The organism is Massilia sp. ZL223, assembly GCF_018119395.1.
Lineage (GTDB): Bacteria > Pseudomonadota > Gammaproteobacteria > Burkholderiales > Burkholderiaceae_D > Telluria.
The window spans coordinates 1-15,524 of record NZ_JAGPWD010000028.1 but is presented as its reverse complement, the minus strand read 5'-3'; the positions used below and the strand labels follow the sequence as shown (position 1 = coordinate 15,524).

Genomic DNA, 15,524 nt, shown 5'->3' with positions numbered 1-15,524 from the left:
CCATCATAACAGCTGGCGCAGGTCGTGCGCGATGGGCGCCGGGCCCTGGCCGTGGCGCAGGAACAGGCGCACCTTGCCTTCGCGGTCGAACACATAGCTGCCGGCGGTGTGGTCGATGGTGTAGCTGCCCGCGCTGTTTTCCGACCCGGCGCCCGGCACCTTGCTGAAGAAAACCTTGAATTCCTTGGCCGTGCGCGCGGTGTCTTCCAGGCTGCCGCGCAGGCCCAGGAAGCGCTTGTCGAAAGCGGGCACGTAACTGGCCAGCAGTTCCTGGGTGTCGCGCTCGGGGTCGAGGGTCACGAACAGCACCTGCACTTCGTCGGCGGCGGGGCCGAGTTCCTTCAGCACGGCGGCCATTTCGGCCATCGTGGTCGGGCACACGTCGGGGCATTGGGTATAGCCGAAGAACAGCACCACCAGCTTGCCGCGGAAGTCCTGCAGGGTGCGCGGCTTGCCGGTATGGTCGACCAGCGAGAAGCCCTTGGCGTAGTCGAGCCCGGTCACGTCGACATTGTTGAAGGCGGCCGTCTTGCCGCCGGCCCGGTCGGCGATCTTGTCGCAGCCGGCGGCCAGTACCGTCGCCGCGGCCAGTATCAGGATGGTCAGGAGTCGCTTCATGGCAAACCGCTTCATAGCAAACCTCATGTCGGTACCGGCCGGGAGCCGGTAAAAATCGGGCCGGAACCCGGTCAGAACCGGAAGTAATGGTCGACCAGCAGCGCCGCGAACAGCAGCGAGAGGTAGACGATCGACCAGGTGAAGGTCTTGCGCGCCGCCATGTCGCTGTAGTGGCGGTGCACGCGCCAGGAGTGGCGCAGGAAGATCGCATTGAGCACGACGGCGGCCGCCAGGTAGATCAGGCCGCTCATGCCCACCGCGAAAGGCAGCAAGGTGGTGGCGGCCAGGGCCACCGTGTACAGCCACACCTGCAGGCCGGTGAAGCGCATGCCGTGGGTAATCGGCAGCATCGGCAGGCCGGAACGGGCATAGTCGTCGCGGCGGTACATGGCCAGCACCCAGAAGTGCGGCGGCGTCCACATGAAGATGATCAGGACCAGCAGCCAGGCCTGCATCGGCACCTCGCCCGCCACCGCGGCCCAGCCCAGGGCGGGCGGCATGGCGCCGGACAGGCCGCCGATCACGATGTTTTGCGGGGTATTCGGCTTGAGCAGGAGGGTGTAGATGAAGGCGTATCCGACGAAGGTGACGAAGGTCAGCCACATCGTCAGCGGGTTGACGAAGGCGTACAGGATCCACATGCCCAGGCCGCCGATCAGGGCGGAGAACAATATGGTCTGGGTCTGGCTCAGTTCGCCCATGGCGGTGGCGCGGCGCGCCGTGCGGGCCATGCGCGCGTCGATCTCGGCCTCGACCAGGCAATTGACCGCGAAGGCGGCGCCCGCCAGCAGCCAGATCCCGGCGGTACCGGCGATCAGGACCTGCCAGCCCGGGAAACGGTCGGTGGCGAGGAACATCCCGATTACCGCGCAGAACACCGCCAACTGGGTGACGCGCGGCTTGGTGAGGGTCCAGTACTGCGAGAACCGGCTCGGGCTTTTGTGGATGGCTGTCTGGGTTGTCATCAATTTAGGTCTTGCTGCGGCGCCGGCTTCGGCGCCGCGTGTTCACTGCTCTCGCTGCGGCGCGATCAGCGCCGGGTGCGTGCTATGGCGGCGGACGATCGTGCCGTGGCGCCGCCGGCCATGTCGAGTTGGAATTTCACCCGGTAGTTTAACATGGTCACCAGCAGTACCAGCAGGGCCGCCCCGGCGTTATGCAGGACCGCGATGGCCAGCGGGAAATCGAAGTAGACCGTGGCGACGCCCGTGAACAGCTGGACCGCCAGCACCAGGGCCAGGCGTTGCGCCGTCGGGCGCAGGCTGGCGTGCGGCAAGGCCTTCCATATCGCGAAGCCCAGCACCAGCGTGACCACGATTGCGGACATGCGGTGTACCCAATGGATCGCCACCAGGGCCGTGAACGGCAGGTAGTGGCCGGCGGCGGTCTTGCCCAGCTCGCGCCACAGGTGGAAGCCGTGCTCGAAGTCCATTGGCGGCACCACCTGGCCGTCGCACAAGGGGAATTCGTCGCAGGCCAGGGTTGCATAGTTAGTGCTTACCCACCCGCCCAAAGCGATCTGCACGGCCACGGCGGCGGCGGCCAGCAGCGCCAGGGTGCGCAGCTGGCGCAGCACCGCCGGGGCGATGGTGGCGCCGCCCGAAATGGCCTTCGGCTTGATCAGGAAGTCCTCGCGTCCGCCCAGCCAGGTCAGCATGGCCAGCAGGGCCATGCCCAGCAGCAGGTGGATGGTGACGATGACCGGCTGCAGCTTGAGGGTGACGGTCCAGGCGCCGAAGGCGCCCTGGATGCAGACGAACACGAACAGCGCCAGCGGCATGGCCGGCTTGAAGGCCTGGTTGCGGGTGCGGCGCCATTGCATGATGGAGGTGAACAGCAGCGCCATGATGATCACGCCGATGCCCATCGCCAGGTAGCGGTGGATCATCTCGATCCAGGCCTTGACCACGGTCACCGGGCCGGTCGGCATCGCCGCTTCGGCGGCGGCGATCTCCTCGTGCGCCAGGAAGGGATTGGCCATGCCGTAGCAGCCCGGCCAGTCCGGGCAGCCCAGGCCGGAATCGGTCAGGCGGGTGAAGCCGCCGAAGACGATCAGGTCGAAGGTGAGGAAGACCGCCACCCAGACCAGCTTGCGGTACTTGTTGGCGTCGGCAGACATCCAGACCATGGCCAGCGGCAGGCTGGCGACCAGCAAGCCCATCGCGGCCAGCCGCAGTATCGAGGAAGCTTGCATCTGCGTTATCCGATCGCCGAGGCCTTGAGCAGTTTGGCGAGGTCCTTGTAGACCTTGCGGGTATCAGGGTCCTTGGGGAAGCGCATCATCAGGTTGCCGAGCGGGTCGATCAGGTAGACGTGGTCGCTTGCGCCGGTGCCGGACTCGGCAGGCAGCCATTTGCCGACCGCGTCGGCCGGGGCGCGCAGCAAGGTCACACCCTCGAGCAGGTCGACGTCCTGGCCCTCGGCGTCCTTGTAGCGGCGCAGCGCCGCGGTATCCACGGGCTTGTCGTCGAGGACGAGCCAGACGCGCTGCATGCGGTCCATGTTCTTGCCCTGCATGAGGCGCCACTGGCGCATGGCGTGCAGCTGCTCCTGGCAGGCTTGATGACATTCGCCGCCACCGGCCCTGACCATGAGCCACTTGCCCGACATCTGTTCCAGCGTGCGCGGCTGGCCCTCGAGCGTGGTCGACGCCAGCTTGGGGATCGGGTAGTTGCGCGGATCGAGGATGGCGCCGTAGTTGGTGCGTCCTTCCGGCTTGAAGACGTAGTAAGTCAGGTAGGAAGCGATCAGCGGCGAGGCGCACACGAACAGCACGAGGAGCAGTTTCCAGCGTCCGACGCTGCGTGCCTTGGCGGGATCGGTCACGCCGGAGTCAATCACGTTTTTTTGAACCACTTCGAAATCCCGTTATCACAAAAAAGAGAATGGCCATGGCCGCCAGCGCATACCACTGGAAGGCGTAGCCGCGATGCTTGTCGATGCCGCTGGATGGCAGCGGCCAGTCGCGCGCCAGCTTGTCGCCTGGTGCGGCGGGAGCCGTCTGCTGCACCAGGAAAGGTGCGAGCGGCAGTCCGCTGGCGCGCGCCAGGTCCTGCGGCGCCAGGTTCTGCACCAGCTCGCCCGGCTTGAGCGCCTGCCCGCCACCCAGCTCCATCACCTTGCCGGCCGAGGCGACCACCTGGCCCTCCACGGTGACCAGGCCCGCCGGCGTGGAGAACGGCGGCAGCTTGCCGTATTCCGCCTGGCGCGGCAGCCAGCCGCGCAGCACCAGCACATGCGTGCCGGCGCCCGCTATTTTAAACGGCATGGCCAGGACATAGCCGGGCTGGCCGTTCATCGGGCGGTTGGAAAGGAAGACGGGCCAGTTGGAGACGAATTCGCCGCTCATGCGGATGCGGCGGAATTCCAGCTGGGCCGTATCGGAGGACGGCGCGGCAGCTGCGGCGGGACCGAGCACGAGCGGTGGCTCGGCACTACGGGCCGCCAGGCGCGCCTGCAGCTCGGTTTTCTGGGCCGCCCTGCCCTGCTGCCAGTTGCCGAGCAGGATGCCGATGGCGGCGACAACCAGTGCCGCAATGAAAGGAATGAGGCGAAAATGGAAGGCGATCCGCATTACAATGGTGCCTCAACCTTTCCCGGGCCACCCATGAAACTCTTTGTTGCCATCGCCTTCATCCTGATCCTTGCCAGCCTGGGGTCGGCCCTGTTCTTCCTGATGCGCGACAAGGGCCGCAGCAACCGCACCGTGAATGCGCTGGCGATGCGGGTGGGCTTGTCGATTACCTTGTTTCTTTGCCTGCTTGCTGCGTACAAGATGGGGTGGATTGCGCCGACGGGGATTCGTTAAGCCGTATCGGTACGCTGCCGACTTGGGTCCCGGCCTTCGCCGGGAGTCGTAGGCGCCAGTGGCGCGTGCGACGGTTTCTCGGCTGCGGACTGACGGCTTAAGCCTCGATACGCTGCTTTAGCACGTCGTTCCGGCGAAGGCCGGAACCCAAGTTTGCACGCCAACCTCTACCGCTTCCACCACCCGCAGCCTGAAAACAATAGGGACGGCCAGCAACGACCGTCCCCATCAATTTCAATCCTTACCGCTTACAGCCAGTACACCACCACGTACAGGCCCAGCCACACCACGTCCACGAAGTGCCAGTACCACGCCGCACCTTCGAAACCGAAGTGATTCTCCGCCGTGAAGTGCCCTTTCAGCACACGGTACAGGATCACCGACAGCATGATCGCGCCCATGGTCACGTGGAAGCCGTGGAAACCGGTCAGCATGAAGAAGGTCGAGCCGTAGATGCCCGAGGTGAGCTTCAGGTTCAGTTCCTGGTAGGCGTGCATGTATTCATAGACCTGGAAGCCCATGAAGATCGCGCCCAGCAGGATGGTGGCGAACAGCCAGAACGCAGTCTTCGAGCGGTGGCCGGCGCGCAGCGCGTGGTGCGAGATGGTCAGGGTCACGCCCGACAGCAGCAGCAGCGCGGTGTTGATGGTCGGGATCGGGAACGGGCCCATGGTCTGGAAGTTGTCCACCACGCCCGCCGGGCCGGTGTTGCCCCAGACCGGTGCGAAGTCCGGCCAGATGAACTTGTGGTCCAGGTCCGACAGCCAGGGCATGGTCACCGCACGGGCGTAGAACAGCGCGCCGAAGAAAGCGCCGAAGAACATCACTTCGGAGAAAATGAACCAGCTCATCGACCAGCGATAGGACACGTCGATGCGCTTGCTGTACATGCCGCCTTCGGATTCGCCGATGGCGTCGCCGAACCAGAAATACAGCACCATCAGCATGGCGACGATGCCGACCAGGCAGACCGCCGGGCCCCAGGGCAGGCTGTTGACCCAGCCCGAGGCGCCGGCCATGGTGACCAGCATCGAAATGCCGGCAAGCATAGGCCAGCGCGATGGGCCAGGCACGTAGTAGTAAGGTGCGCTGTGCGGCGAACCCACTGGCGAAGTCGTTGGCGAACTCATCTTTATCTCCTCAATCAAACTCTTTTGAATTGTCGGGTAGTTCTTATCACTTGGATCCCGGCCTCCGCCGGGATGACGACTCAGGCGTTATCGGTCGTGTTCCCATAACGTGATCGCCTTGATTCCTTTACTGCGACACCGCGAACCTGACCGCCAGCAGGAGCAGGCCGATGAACAGCGCCGCTCCGATCAGCCCGGCGATGATGACATGCACCGGGTTCAGGTTCGCCGCATCGCTCTCATAGTCGCGGCGCTTGCGCACTCCGAAGAAGGACCAGAACACTGCCTTCATCGTGGCAAGGAAGCTGGCCTTGCGCTGGTGCGGTTTCTCGTCCACGCCTGCTCCTTACTTCGCCGCCACGGTTTTCACGCCGCTCATGCCGCCGATCTCGAAGAACGTGTACGACAGCGTGATGTTCTTCACTTCGCGCGGCAGCGCCGGATCGATGAAGAACACCACCGGCATCTGGCGCGCCTCGTTCGCCTTCAGGGTCTGCTCCTGGAAGCAGAAGCAATCGACCTTCTTGAAGTGCGGCGTGGCGGACTGCGGCGCGTAGCTCGGAATCGCCTGCGCCTTGACCACCCTCGCCTGCGTGTTGACCACCTCGTACACGACCGTGGTCAGCTCGCCCGGATGCACCTCGATGCTGCGCTGGGTCGGGCGGAAACGCCACGGCCCCTGCGCATTGCCGTCCAGCTCGATCGTGATGCGGCGCGAACGGTCGACCTGGGTGTTCGTCGGCGCCTCCACGAAGCCGTCCTTCTGGGTCAGCACGTTAATGCCGAGCACCTCGCAGATCTGGCGGTACATCGGCACCAGCGCGTAGCCGAAACCGAACATCATCACCGCCACCACCACCAGTTTTCCCAGGGTGCTGCGGTTCAGGCGCCGGATGCGGCTGTTGGTCGGGTTCATCCCCGGCTCCCGGTTCAGCTCAGCAGCGTGAACTTGACGAACACGCTGATGAAGAAGAACAGCGCAATCCCGCCCAGCACCAGGGCGGTTTTCAGATTGCTCGGCTTGCGAACTTCCTGGGTCATGATTACTTCACCAGCGGCGGGGTTTCGAAGGTGTGGAACGGCGCCGGGCTCGGCACGGTCCACTCCAGGCCTTCCGCGCCTTCCCAGGGCTTGGCATCCGCCTTCTTGCCGCCGCGGATGGTCGGCAGGATCACGAAGAACAGGAAGTACACCTGCGACAGGCCGAAGCCGAAGGCGCCGATGGACACGATCATGTTGAAGTCCGTGAACTGGGTGGCGTAGTCCGCATAGCGGCGCGGCATGCCGGCCAGGCCCAGGAAGTGCATCGGGAAGAAGGTCACGTTGAAGGTGATCAGCGACAGCCAGAAGTGGATCTTGCCGGCGGTCTCAGGATACATGTGGCCGGTCCACTTCGGACCCCAGTAGTAGAAGCCCGCGAACAGCGCGAACAGCGAGCCCGCCACCAGCACGTAGTGGAAGTGGGCCACCACGTAATAGGTGTCGTGCACCTGGATGTCGATCGGGGTCACCGCCAGGATCAGGCCGGTAAAGCCGCCCATGGTGAACACGAAGATGAAGCCGACCGCGAACAGCATCGGGGTCTCGAAGGTCATCGAGCCTTTCCACATGGTCGCGACCCAGTTGAACACCTTCACGCCGGTCGGCACGGAGATGAGCATGGTGGCGTACATGAAGAACAGCTGCGAGGTCACCGGCATGCCGGTGGTGAACATGTGGTGGGCCCAGACGATGAAGGACAGGATCGCGATCGAGGCGGTCGCGTAGACCATCGAGGCGTAGCCGAACAAGGGTTTGCGTGCGAAGGCCGGGATGATCTGCGACACGATGCCGAAGGCCGGCAGGATCATGATGTAGACCTCGGGGTGGCCGAAGAACCAGAAGATGTGCTGGTACATGACCGGGTCGCCGCCGCCGGCGGCGTTGAAGAACGAGGTGCCGAAGTGACGGTCGGTCAGGGTCATGGTGATCGCGCCTGCCAGGACCGGCATCACGGCGATCAGCAGGAAGGCGGTGATCAGCCAGGTCCAGCAGAACATCGGCATCTTCATCAGGGTCATGCCAGGGGCGCGCATGTTCAGGATGGTGACGATGATGTTGATCGAACCCATGATCGACGAGGCGCCCATGATGTGCATCGCGAAGATCGCCATGTCCATGCCGATACCCATCTGGGTCGACAGCGGCGCATACAGGGTCCAGCCTGCGGCGGTGGCGCCGCCCGGGGCCAGGAAGGACGCGGCCAGCAGGATCGCGGCCGGCGGCAGCAGCCAGAACGAGAAGTTGTTCATGCGCGCGAAGGCCATGTCCGAGGCGCCCACCTGCAGCGGCAGCATCCAGTTGGCGAAGCCGACGAAGGCCGGCATGATCGCGCCGAACACCATCACCAGGCCGTGCATGGTGGTCAGCTGGTTGAAGAACTCCGGACGGAAGTACTGCAGGCCGGGCTGGAACAGCTCGGTGCGGATCATCAGCGCCAGCACGCCGCCCGAGAGCAGCATGATGAAGGAGAACCACAGGTACAGGGTGCCGATGTCCTTGTGGTTGGTGGCGAACAGCCAGCGGCGCAGACCGTGCGGATGGTCGTGTGCGTGGTCGTGGCCGTGATCGTGTGCGTGATCGATAGTGCTGGTAGTCATTTCGATATCCCTGAAGCGATCTTGCTTACTTACGTGCGGCCAGGATTTCGGCCGGTTGTACGATGTTTTCCGCGGCCTTGTTGGTCCAGGCATTGCGGGTGTAGGTGATCACGGCAGCGATCTCGGTATCCGACAGCTGCTTCCATGCCGGCATCGCGGCCGGGTACTTCGGCGTATCCTGGCCGTTCAGCAGGACGTCGACCTGGTGGCCCTTGGCGCCCAGCACGACTTCCGAGCCGACCAGCGGCGCGAACGCGCCCGGCACGCCCTGGCCGTTGGCCTGGTGGCAGGCCACGCAGTTGGCGCTGTACACCTGCTCGCCGCGGGTCTTCAGTTCATCGATGGTCCAGACCTTGTTCGGATCGTCCGCCAGGGCGGCCATGTCCTTTTTCTTCTTGTCGACCCAGGCGGTGTACTCGGCGTCGGTCACGACGCGCACCACGATCGGCATGAAGGCGTGGTCCTTGCCGCACAGCTCGACGCAGTTGCCGCGGTAGACGCCGGTCTTCTCGGCCTTGAACCAGCCGTCGCGCACGAAGCCGGGAATCGCATCCTGCTTGATGGCGAAGGCCGGGATGGTCCAGGCGTGGATCACGTCGTTGGCGGTGAAGACCATGCGGATCTTCTTGTTCACCGGGACGACCATTTCGTTGTCCACCTCAAGGAGGTAGTTCTCGCCCTTCGCCTCGGTGGGCGCTTCGCCCGGCAGGCCGATCTGGGCGCGCGGGGTCGACAGGTTCGACAGGAAGGAGATGCCCTCGCCTTCGCCCTTCAGGTAGTCGTAGCCCCATTTCCACTGCATGCCGGTGGCCTTGATGGTGATGTCGGCATTCGAGGTGTCCTTCAGCGCCACCACGGTCTTGGTGGCCGGGAGGGCCATGCCGATGACGATCAGGAAGGGAACGACGGTCCAGGCGATTTCGACGGCGGTCGATTCGTGGAAGGTGGCGGGCTTGTGGCCCAGGGATTTGCGGTGCTTGAACACCGAATAGAACATGACGCCGAACACGCCCACGAAGATGACCAGGCAGATGATCATCATCAGGTTGTGCAGGGAGTAGATGTCGGCGCCGACACCGGTCACGGGGGGCTGCATGTTCAACTGGTGCTCAACCGGCCGGCCCGTGATCTCCGGTGCCGCCCACGCAGGGATGCCGGCAGTTACAGCGAGGCCGAACAGCATGGCCCCAAATCGCGATGCATAAGTCATATGTCCCCAACCACCAAAAAATAAATGTATTTTTTAGACGGCGGCAATTCCGAGAACAAACTGCCGCCGCCTCCGAACGTTGTTCGCAGAGGGCTGCCGGGTCGTCCCGCGAAATTGCGCTGCGGAATGGTGGAAACCATCACGCCGAGCCCGCCCAGCACTAGGCTGGCAGGGTCCGGCGTTCTCTGCGGATGCTGCAATTCAGTTCTACTTTTTCCCCGGAAGTGCTGTTTTTTTCAGCGTTATTCTGGTCCGAAAGAGAAAAATAGCGATTGATTATACTGAAATTGCTAATTTTTATTCAAGGAAAATCGGGGCATCCGCGGACTGTGGTATGCATGTTGAATTAACGAGGTTTCGGCGGGTGGAAACGGACGATCGATTCCCCCGAGGCCGTGGCGCGCGGCGCCGGGCGGAAAGCATGGCCGTAGATGACTTCGAATGTCAGTCCCAGCTTGCCGTCCGGACGGCGCTGCGCCTCGAAGGCGTCCACGACCTTGCGCCAGGCCGCGCGCCCGATCAGGCCGCGGCGGCGCGTGTCGAGCGGGTTGCCGCCCAGGGCGCGCACGTCGGCCAGCAGCGCCTCCACCGTGTCGTAGGTGACGGTGATGCGTTCCATGTCCATCACCGGCGTCGAAAAACCGGCTTCCACCAGCTGGTCGCCGAAATCGTGCATATCCACGAAGGGCAGCGTATGCGGGGCGTCGTCCAGCGCGGCGAAGGCGGTGCGCAGCTCGTGGAAGGTGTCCGGGCCGAAGTTCGAGAACATCAGCAGCCCGTCGACGCGCAGCACGCGGCGCCACTCGGCGAACACGCGGTCCGGCAGCGGATGCCAGTGCAGCGCCAGGTTGGACCACAGCAGGTCGAGCGAGTTCGGGCCCAGCGGCAGCTTGCCGAAGTCGCCGCACAGGATATCGAGGCCGGCCTTGGCGGGCAGGAAACGGCTGAGCATCTGGTTCAGCGAACGGGTGCTGGGGGCCGGCGCCCTGGCGGCGGAAGCCATGGCCGGGGCGGCGTCCAGGCCCAGGACCTGGGCCGCCGGATAGGTCTTTTGCAGCAGGGCCAGGTCGGCGCCGGTGCCGCAGCCGGCGTCCAGCACCTGTTTCGGGACGATCTTCACCAGTTGCAGGCGCTCGTGCATGCGCTGGGCGATTTCGCGGCGCAGGAAGTCCGACGGGGCGATGCGTTCCGGACGCGCGAACAGCGCGCGTACGCGCGCCAGGTCGATCGGCGCGCTCATCTTGGACGGGGATTGAGGAGAAGCCATGGGGAAGAGCGTACAAATGAGATAATGGCGGGAGTTTACTCGTTTATCGAGAATCCAGCCGATGACAGGAATGCTCGCCTGCTGGCGGCGCTGGCCCAGCCCTCTGTTGCGCTGGCTGCTGCCGTCGAGCTGCGCGCTGTGCGGCGCGGCCGGCGATGCCGCCGTCTGCGGCGATTGCGAAGGCGCCTATGTCACGGTCCGCCCGCGCTGCCCGGTGTGCGCCAATCCGGCCGGCGACCTGGATGCCGCCCTGCCCTGCGGCGCCTGCCTGGCCGCGCCGCCCGCCTTCGACGCCACGCTGGCCGCCTGCGACTACGACGCTCCGCTCGACGCCCTGGTGCTGCAATTGAAGTTCGGCGCCCAGCTGGCGCTGGCGCCCTGGATGGCGCGCACCCTGCACGATGCGGCGCTGCGCGCGGCCTGGCCGGCCCCGGATCTGCTGTGCCCGGTACCCCTGGGTGCGCGCAGGCTGGCCGAGCGCGGCTACAATCAGGCGCTGGAGGTGGCGCGTCCCCTGGCCCGCCTGCTGGACGCGGAATGCGTCCCGCGCCTGGCCCGGCGGGTGGTCGAAACGGCGGCGCAGTCGGGCGTCGAACCGGCCGAGCGGCAGCGCAATGTGCGCGGCGCCTTCGCCATGGAGCTGGAAGAACGGGTAGCGGGCCGGCACGTGGGCGTCGTCGACGACGTCATGACGAGCGGGCACACGCTGGATGAACTGGCGTTCGTATTGAAACGGGCCGGCGCGGCGCGGGTGACGAATTTCGTCTTCGCCAGGACGCCGCCCCACACATGAAGATTGTTGTTAGGAGAATGCGTTGTTCCACGTCGTCCTGGTCGAACCAGAAATCCCGCCGAACACCGGCAATGTCATCCGCCTGTGCGCCAATACGGGCGTGCAGCTGCACCTGATCGAGCCGCTCGGCTTTCCGCTGGACGACGCCAAGATGCGCCGCGCCGGCCTGGATTACCACGACTACGCCACCATGAAGGTCCACAAGAACTGGGACGCCTTCCTGGCGGACGCCAAACCGGACCCGGCGCGCATGTTCGCGCTGACCACCCACGGCTCCTCCCCCTTCGCCGACGCCAGCTTCCGGCCGGGCGACGTGTTCGTGTTCGGCGCCGAATCGCGCGGCCTGGACCCGGCCCTGCGCGAAACCTTCCCGCCCGCGCAGCGCATCCGCCTGCCGATGCGGCCCGATAACCGCAGCCTGAACCTGTCCAACACGGTGGCCGTCGTCGTCTACGAGGCCTGGCGCCAGAACGGCTACGCCGGCGGCGCCTGAGGCCCTGTCCCTGTGGCAGAGCTGCGACAAAAGATAAGCATCGAACACAACAGTTAAGCCGTTCGGGAGTACGCTTGCGAATGTCACGTTTTCACAAACGCGACAGACACAATTCACGTTTCCCCGGCGCCCTGTTCTGTTCGAGGTACCCATGAAGAAGTTGCTCACCACCGGCGCCCTGCTCCTCGGCTGCGCTGCCGCCCATGCCGATCCCGTTTCCTGGGACTTTTCCTTCGCCGGCTTCTACGACCAGGAAGCCGATGTTTTCCTGACCGACGAAACCATCACCGGCTCGTTCAAGGGCAATGACCTGGACGGCGACGGCTTGCTGGAAAAAGACGAACTCCTGGCCCTGGTGGTCGGCGAGACCGACTACATCGCCTGCGCGGCGGGCAGCAATGCCTGGTATACCTGCGGCGCCACCGCCTTCTCGTTCTCGCCGGACGAGGGCTTGAGCTTCGCGGTCGGCAGCTACGGCAGCGATCCGGAAGGCTGGGTGGGCGGCGGCCTCCTGATCACGACGGGCGACCTGCACTACGCCTACGACTTCAACCCGGGCGGCACCCACGAGCGCCATCTGTACTGGACCAGCGACACCCGCCTGACCATGATCTCGCAGGCGCCCGAGCCGGCCACCTGGGCGATGCTGGGCATCGGCTTGCTGGGGCTGACGTGGCGCATGCGGCGCCAGGCGAGTGGCGCCGCCGCATAGGCGGATCAGCCGCGGATTTTCGCCACCAGCTTGGTGGTCGAGCGGTCATGCTCGAAGTCGATCGCCACTGCGCGGCCACCATACGCCAGCACCGCCTGCCCCTCGGGAATCTCGCTCATGACGTAATCGCCGCCCTTGGCATAGATCTCGGGGCGCGCTTCCTGCACCACCTCGAGGGCGGTCTGCTCGTCGAACTCCACCACCAGGCTGACCGACTCCAGCGCCGCCAGCACGGCCATGCGGTCATGCAGGGTGTTGTGCGGGCGGTCGTCGCCCTTGCCCAGGCGCTTGACCGAGGCGTCGGTGTTCACCGCCACCACCAGGGAGGCGCCCAGTTCGCGCGCCTGCGCGAGGTAGGTCACGTGGCCGCGGTGCAGGATGTCGAACACGCCGTTGGTCAGCACCACGGGTTTCGGCAGGCTTGCTACGCGCGCGGCCAGGTCGGCACGGGCGCAGATCTTCTTCTCGAATACAGGCATAAAAATAGAAAAATCAGGTTTGGGGTGGAGCGTCTTCGTCTTCCGCTTCTTCCTCGATCGCCATCGACAGTTCGGTCGCCTTGGCGCCCGCGCCGTCGCCCGGGCCCTTGCGGTCGCCCGAAAGCTTGATCTGCAGGCGCAGGCCGTTGGCCGAATCGGCGTTGCGGATCGCTTCGTCGTAGCCGATGTAGCCCTTGTTGTACAGCTCGAACAAGGCCTGGTCGAAGGTGCACATGCCGAGCTCGCGCGACTTGTGCATGATTTCCTTGATGGTCTGGAAGTTCCCTTTCAGGATCATCTCGCTGATCGTCGGCGTGTTCAGCAGGATCTCGATGGCCGCCTTGCGGCCCTTTCCGTCCTCGGTGCGGATCAGGCGCTGCGACACCACCGCGCGCAGGTTCGAGGACAAGTCCATCAGGAGCTGGTTGCGCCGCTCTTCCGGGAAGAAGTTGATGATGCGGTCCAGGGTCTGGTTGGCGTTGTTCGCATGCAGGGTGCCCAGGCACAGGTGGCCGGTCTCGGCAAAGGCGATCGCGTGTTCCATGGTCTCGGTGTCGCGGATCTCGCCGATCAGGATCACGTCCGGCGCCTGGCGCAGGGTGTTCTTCAGCGCGTTATGCCAGGAATGCGTGTCCACGCCCACCTCGCGGTGGGTGACCAGGCAGTTCTTGTTTTTGTGGACGTATTCGACCGGGTCTTCGACCGTGATGATGTGGCCGGCCGAGTTGCTGTTGCGGTAGTCGATCATCGCCGCCAAGGTGGTCGACTTGCCCGAACCTGTGCCGCCCACCACCAGCACCAGTCCGCGCTTGGTCATGACGACGTCCTTCAGCACTTCCGGCAGGTCGAGCTTTTCGAAATTCGGGATCTCCGAGGCGATGGTGCGCACCACCATGCCCACGCTCTGCTGCTGCACGAAGACATTCACCCGAAAACGGCACACCCCGGGCAGGGAGATGGCAAAATTGCATTCCATCTCGGCCTCGAACTCGGCGCGCTGGCGCTCGTTCATCAGCGACATGGCCAGGGCGCGCGTAACCTCCCCGCTCAGGCGCTGCTGGCTCAGGGGCTTCATCGCGCCCTGGTGTTTCATGCTGGGAGGAAAGTCTGCCGAGATGAAGAGGTCGGAGCCGCCCTGGTGATGCATCACCGTCAGCAACTTGTGGATATAAGCCTGGGCTTCCGCCGGGCCGAAGGTCGAGGACATGCGGGCCTTTCTCTAAAGACAGGCAAAATCGGCCTGCCGGGCAATTATATGACTAAGATTCCCGTTAAAATAATATTTCACGGCTGACCGGCCGCCGCAAGCCGCCGGCGCGCCTTTCCAAGACCAAACGCCTATGACACTGACCGAGCTGAAATACATCGTCGCCGTGGCGCGCGCCAAACACTTCGGCCACGCGGCGGAAGCCTGTTTCGTGGCCCAGCCGACCCTGTCTGTCGCCATCAAGAAGCTGGAAGACGAGCTGGGCGTCACGCTGTTCGAGCGTGGCGGTTCGGAAGTATCGGTGACGCCGCTGGGCGCCCAGATCGTGGCCCAGGCCGAGCGCGTGCTGGAGCAGACCGCCGCGATCAAGGAACTGGCCAAGCAGAACAAGGACCCGCTGGCCGGTCCCCTGCGCCTGGGCGTGATCTACACCATCGGCCCCTACCTGCTGCCGCCCCTGGTCAAGAACCTGATCGACACCGTGCCGCAGATGCCGCTGGTGCTGCAGGAGAACTACACCCACAAGCTGCTGGAAATGCTGCGCCAGGGCGAGCTGGACGCCGCCATCATGGCGCTGCCGCTGCCGGACCACGGGATGTCGGTGCAGCCGCTGTACGACGAGCCTTTCGTGGTCGCGATGCCGCGCAGCCATCCCTGGGCCAGCCGCAAGGAGATCTCGGCCGAGGACCTGAAGCTGGAAACCATGCTGCTGCTGGGCGCGGGCCACTGCTTCCGCGACCAGGTGCTGGAAGTGTGCCCGGAAATGGCCCGCTTCTCGGCGGGCGGCAACGGCATGCAGCGCACCTTCGAGGGTTCGTCGCTGGAGACGATCCGCCACATGGTGGCCAGCGGCATCGGCCTGACCGTGCTGCCGCGCGCCTCGGTGGCCGACATGAACGACAAGAGCGGCCTGCTGACCTATGTGCCTTTCTCGGCGCCGGCGCCTTCGCGCCGCGTGGTGATTGCCTGGCGCAAGAGCTTCACCCGGCGGGCGGCCATCGACGCAATCATCCGCGCGGTGGGCGAGTGCAGGCTGCCGGGGGTGGAGCTGGTGGAGTTCGAAGCGGCGGCTTGACGCTGCCTGCAGAACCCGCTGCTGAAAGACCGTCGGGCCCCCCCGCGCCCCGGGGGGGGGGGGGGGGGGGGGGGGGGTGGGCGGGGGGGCGGG

The 15,524-nt window shown here is 64.9% G+C and carries 18 protein-coding genes; 5 read left to right on the top strand and 13 right to left on the bottom strand.

Annotated features, from left to right (window positions below):
• Positions 1 to 3 precede the first annotated feature (3 nt).
• The 5 genes from KBW95_RS16915 to KBW95_RS16895 form a co-directional block, all read right to left on the bottom strand.
• Positions 4 to 618, bottom strand: a complete 615-nt coding sequence (locus KBW95_RS16915; protein ID WP_211528815.1) for an SCO family protein — start codon at positions 616 to 618, stop codon at positions 4 to 6.
• Positions 619 to 689: 71 nt separating this feature from the next.
• Complete coding sequence (gene cyoE, locus KBW95_RS16910) at positions 690 to 1,583, bottom strand: heme o synthase (protein WP_211525325.1); 894 nt, start codon at positions 1,581 to 1,583, stop codon at positions 690 to 692.
• Between the two features lie 65 nt (positions 1,584 to 1,648).
• On the bottom strand, positions 1,649 to 2,812 hold the full coding sequence (locus tag KBW95_RS16905; protein WP_211528814.1) for a heme A synthase: 1,164 nt from the start codon (positions 2,810 to 2,812) through the stop codon (positions 1,649 to 1,651).
• A gap of 5 nt (positions 2,813 to 2,817) precedes the next feature.
• Positions 2,818 to 3,459, bottom strand: coding sequence for an SCO family protein (locus KBW95_RS16900; protein WP_373888815.1), 642 nt, complete (start codon positions 3,457 to 3,459; stop codon positions 2,818 to 2,820).
• Entirely contained in the window at positions 3,452 to 4,192 is a 741-nt protein-coding gene (locus KBW95_RS16895; protein ID WP_211528813.1) for an SURF1 family protein, read from the bottom strand. The genes KBW95_RS16900 and KBW95_RS16895 overlap by 8 nt, the downstream gene beginning before the upstream one ends.
• 33 nt (positions 4,193 to 4,225) lie before the next feature.
• Between KBW95_RS16895 and KBW95_RS16890 the strand changes: the two genes are divergently transcribed.
• Complete coding sequence (locus KBW95_RS16890; protein ID WP_211525321.1) at positions 4,226 to 4,426, top strand: twin transmembrane helix small protein; 201 nt, start codon at positions 4,226 to 4,228, stop codon at positions 4,424 to 4,426.
• Between the two features lie 248 nt (positions 4,427 to 4,674).
• Here the strand turns inward: KBW95_RS16890 and KBW95_RS16885 are convergent, their stop codons facing one another.
• From KBW95_RS16885 to KBW95_RS16860, 6 genes are all read right to left on the bottom strand, one after another.
• Complete coding sequence (locus KBW95_RS16885) at positions 4,675 to 5,556, bottom strand: cytochrome c oxidase subunit 3 (RefSeq protein WP_211525320.1); 882 nt, start codon at positions 5,554 to 5,556, stop codon at positions 4,675 to 4,677.
• Between the two features lie 127 nt (positions 5,557 to 5,683).
• Positions 5,684 to 5,848: a DUF2970 domain-containing protein gene (locus tag KBW95_RS16880; RefSeq protein WP_211525388.1), complete on the bottom strand. Its 165-nt coding sequence runs from the start codon at positions 5,846 to 5,848 to the stop codon at positions 5,684 to 5,686.
• Between the two features lie 54 nt (positions 5,849 to 5,902).
• Complete coding sequence (locus KBW95_RS16875) at positions 5,903 to 6,472, bottom strand: cytochrome c oxidase assembly protein (protein ID WP_211525319.1); 570 nt, start codon at positions 6,470 to 6,472, stop codon at positions 5,903 to 5,905.
• A gap of 127 nt (positions 6,473 to 6,599) precedes the next feature.
• A complete protein-coding gene (gene ctaD, locus KBW95_RS16870) occupies positions 6,600 to 8,195 on the bottom strand; it encodes a cytochrome c oxidase subunit I (RefSeq protein ID WP_211525318.1) in 1,596 nt (531 codons plus the stop codon).
• Positions 8,196 to 8,220: 25 nt separating this feature from the next.
• A complete protein-coding gene (gene coxB / locus KBW95_RS16865) occupies positions 8,221 to 9,405 on the bottom strand; it encodes a cytochrome c oxidase subunit II (protein ID WP_211525317.1) in 1,185 nt (394 codons plus the stop codon).
• A 346-nt stretch (positions 9,406 to 9,751) separates the two neighbouring features.
• Positions 9,752 to 10,672, bottom strand: a complete 921-nt coding sequence (locus KBW95_RS16860; protein WP_229429820.1) for a methyltransferase domain-containing protein — start codon at positions 10,670 to 10,672, stop codon at positions 9,752 to 9,754.
• Between the two features lie 70 nt (positions 10,673 to 10,742).
• On the opposite strand from KBW95_RS16860, the gene KBW95_RS16855 reads away from it, so the two are divergent.
• The 3 genes from KBW95_RS16855 (at position 10,743) to KBW95_RS16845 (ending at position 12,670) form a co-directional block, all read left to right on the top strand.
• Positions 10,743 to 11,465 (top strand): ComF family protein, encoded by a 723-nt coding sequence (locus tag KBW95_RS16855; protein ID WP_211525386.1) that lies wholly within the window; start codon positions 10,743 to 10,745, stop codon positions 11,463 to 11,465.
• A 22-nt stretch (positions 11,466 to 11,487) separates the two neighbouring features.
• Positions 11,488 to 11,958 (top strand): tRNA (uridine(34)/cytosine(34)/5-carboxymethylaminomethyluridine(34)-2'-O)-methyltransferase TrmL, encoded by a 471-nt coding sequence (trmL, locus tag KBW95_RS16850; RefSeq protein ID WP_211525316.1) that lies wholly within the window; start codon positions 11,488 to 11,490, stop codon positions 11,956 to 11,958.
• Positions 11,959 to 12,109: 151 nt separating this feature from the next.
• Positions 12,110 to 12,670 (top strand): PEP-CTERM sorting domain-containing protein, encoded by a 561-nt coding sequence (locus KBW95_RS16845; RefSeq protein ID WP_211528812.1) that lies wholly within the window; start codon positions 12,110 to 12,112, stop codon positions 12,668 to 12,670.
• A 5-nt stretch (positions 12,671 to 12,675) separates the two neighbouring features.
• On the opposite strand, the gene rfaE2 is transcribed toward KBW95_RS16845, so the two are convergent.
• On the bottom strand, positions 12,676 to 13,149 hold the full coding sequence (gene rfaE2, locus KBW95_RS16840; RefSeq protein WP_211525314.1) for a D-glycero-beta-D-manno-heptose 1-phosphate adenylyltransferase: 474 nt from the start codon (positions 13,147 to 13,149) through the stop codon (positions 12,676 to 12,678).
• 13 nt (positions 13,150 to 13,162) lie between these two features.
• Positions 13,163 to 14,356: a PilT/PilU family type 4a pilus ATPase gene (locus tag KBW95_RS16835; RefSeq protein WP_211528811.1), complete on the bottom strand. Its 1,194-nt coding sequence runs from the start codon at positions 14,354 to 14,356 to the stop codon at positions 13,163 to 13,165.
• Between the two features lie 133 nt (positions 14,357 to 14,489).
• Here KBW95_RS16835 and KBW95_RS16830 point away from each other — a divergent pair, with 133 nt between their 5' ends.
• On the top strand, positions 14,490 to 15,431 hold the full coding sequence (locus tag KBW95_RS16830) for a hydrogen peroxide-inducible genes activator (protein ID WP_211525312.1): 942 nt from the start codon (positions 14,490 to 14,492) through the stop codon (positions 15,429 to 15,431).
• Positions 15,432 to 15,524 lie beyond the last annotated feature (93 nt).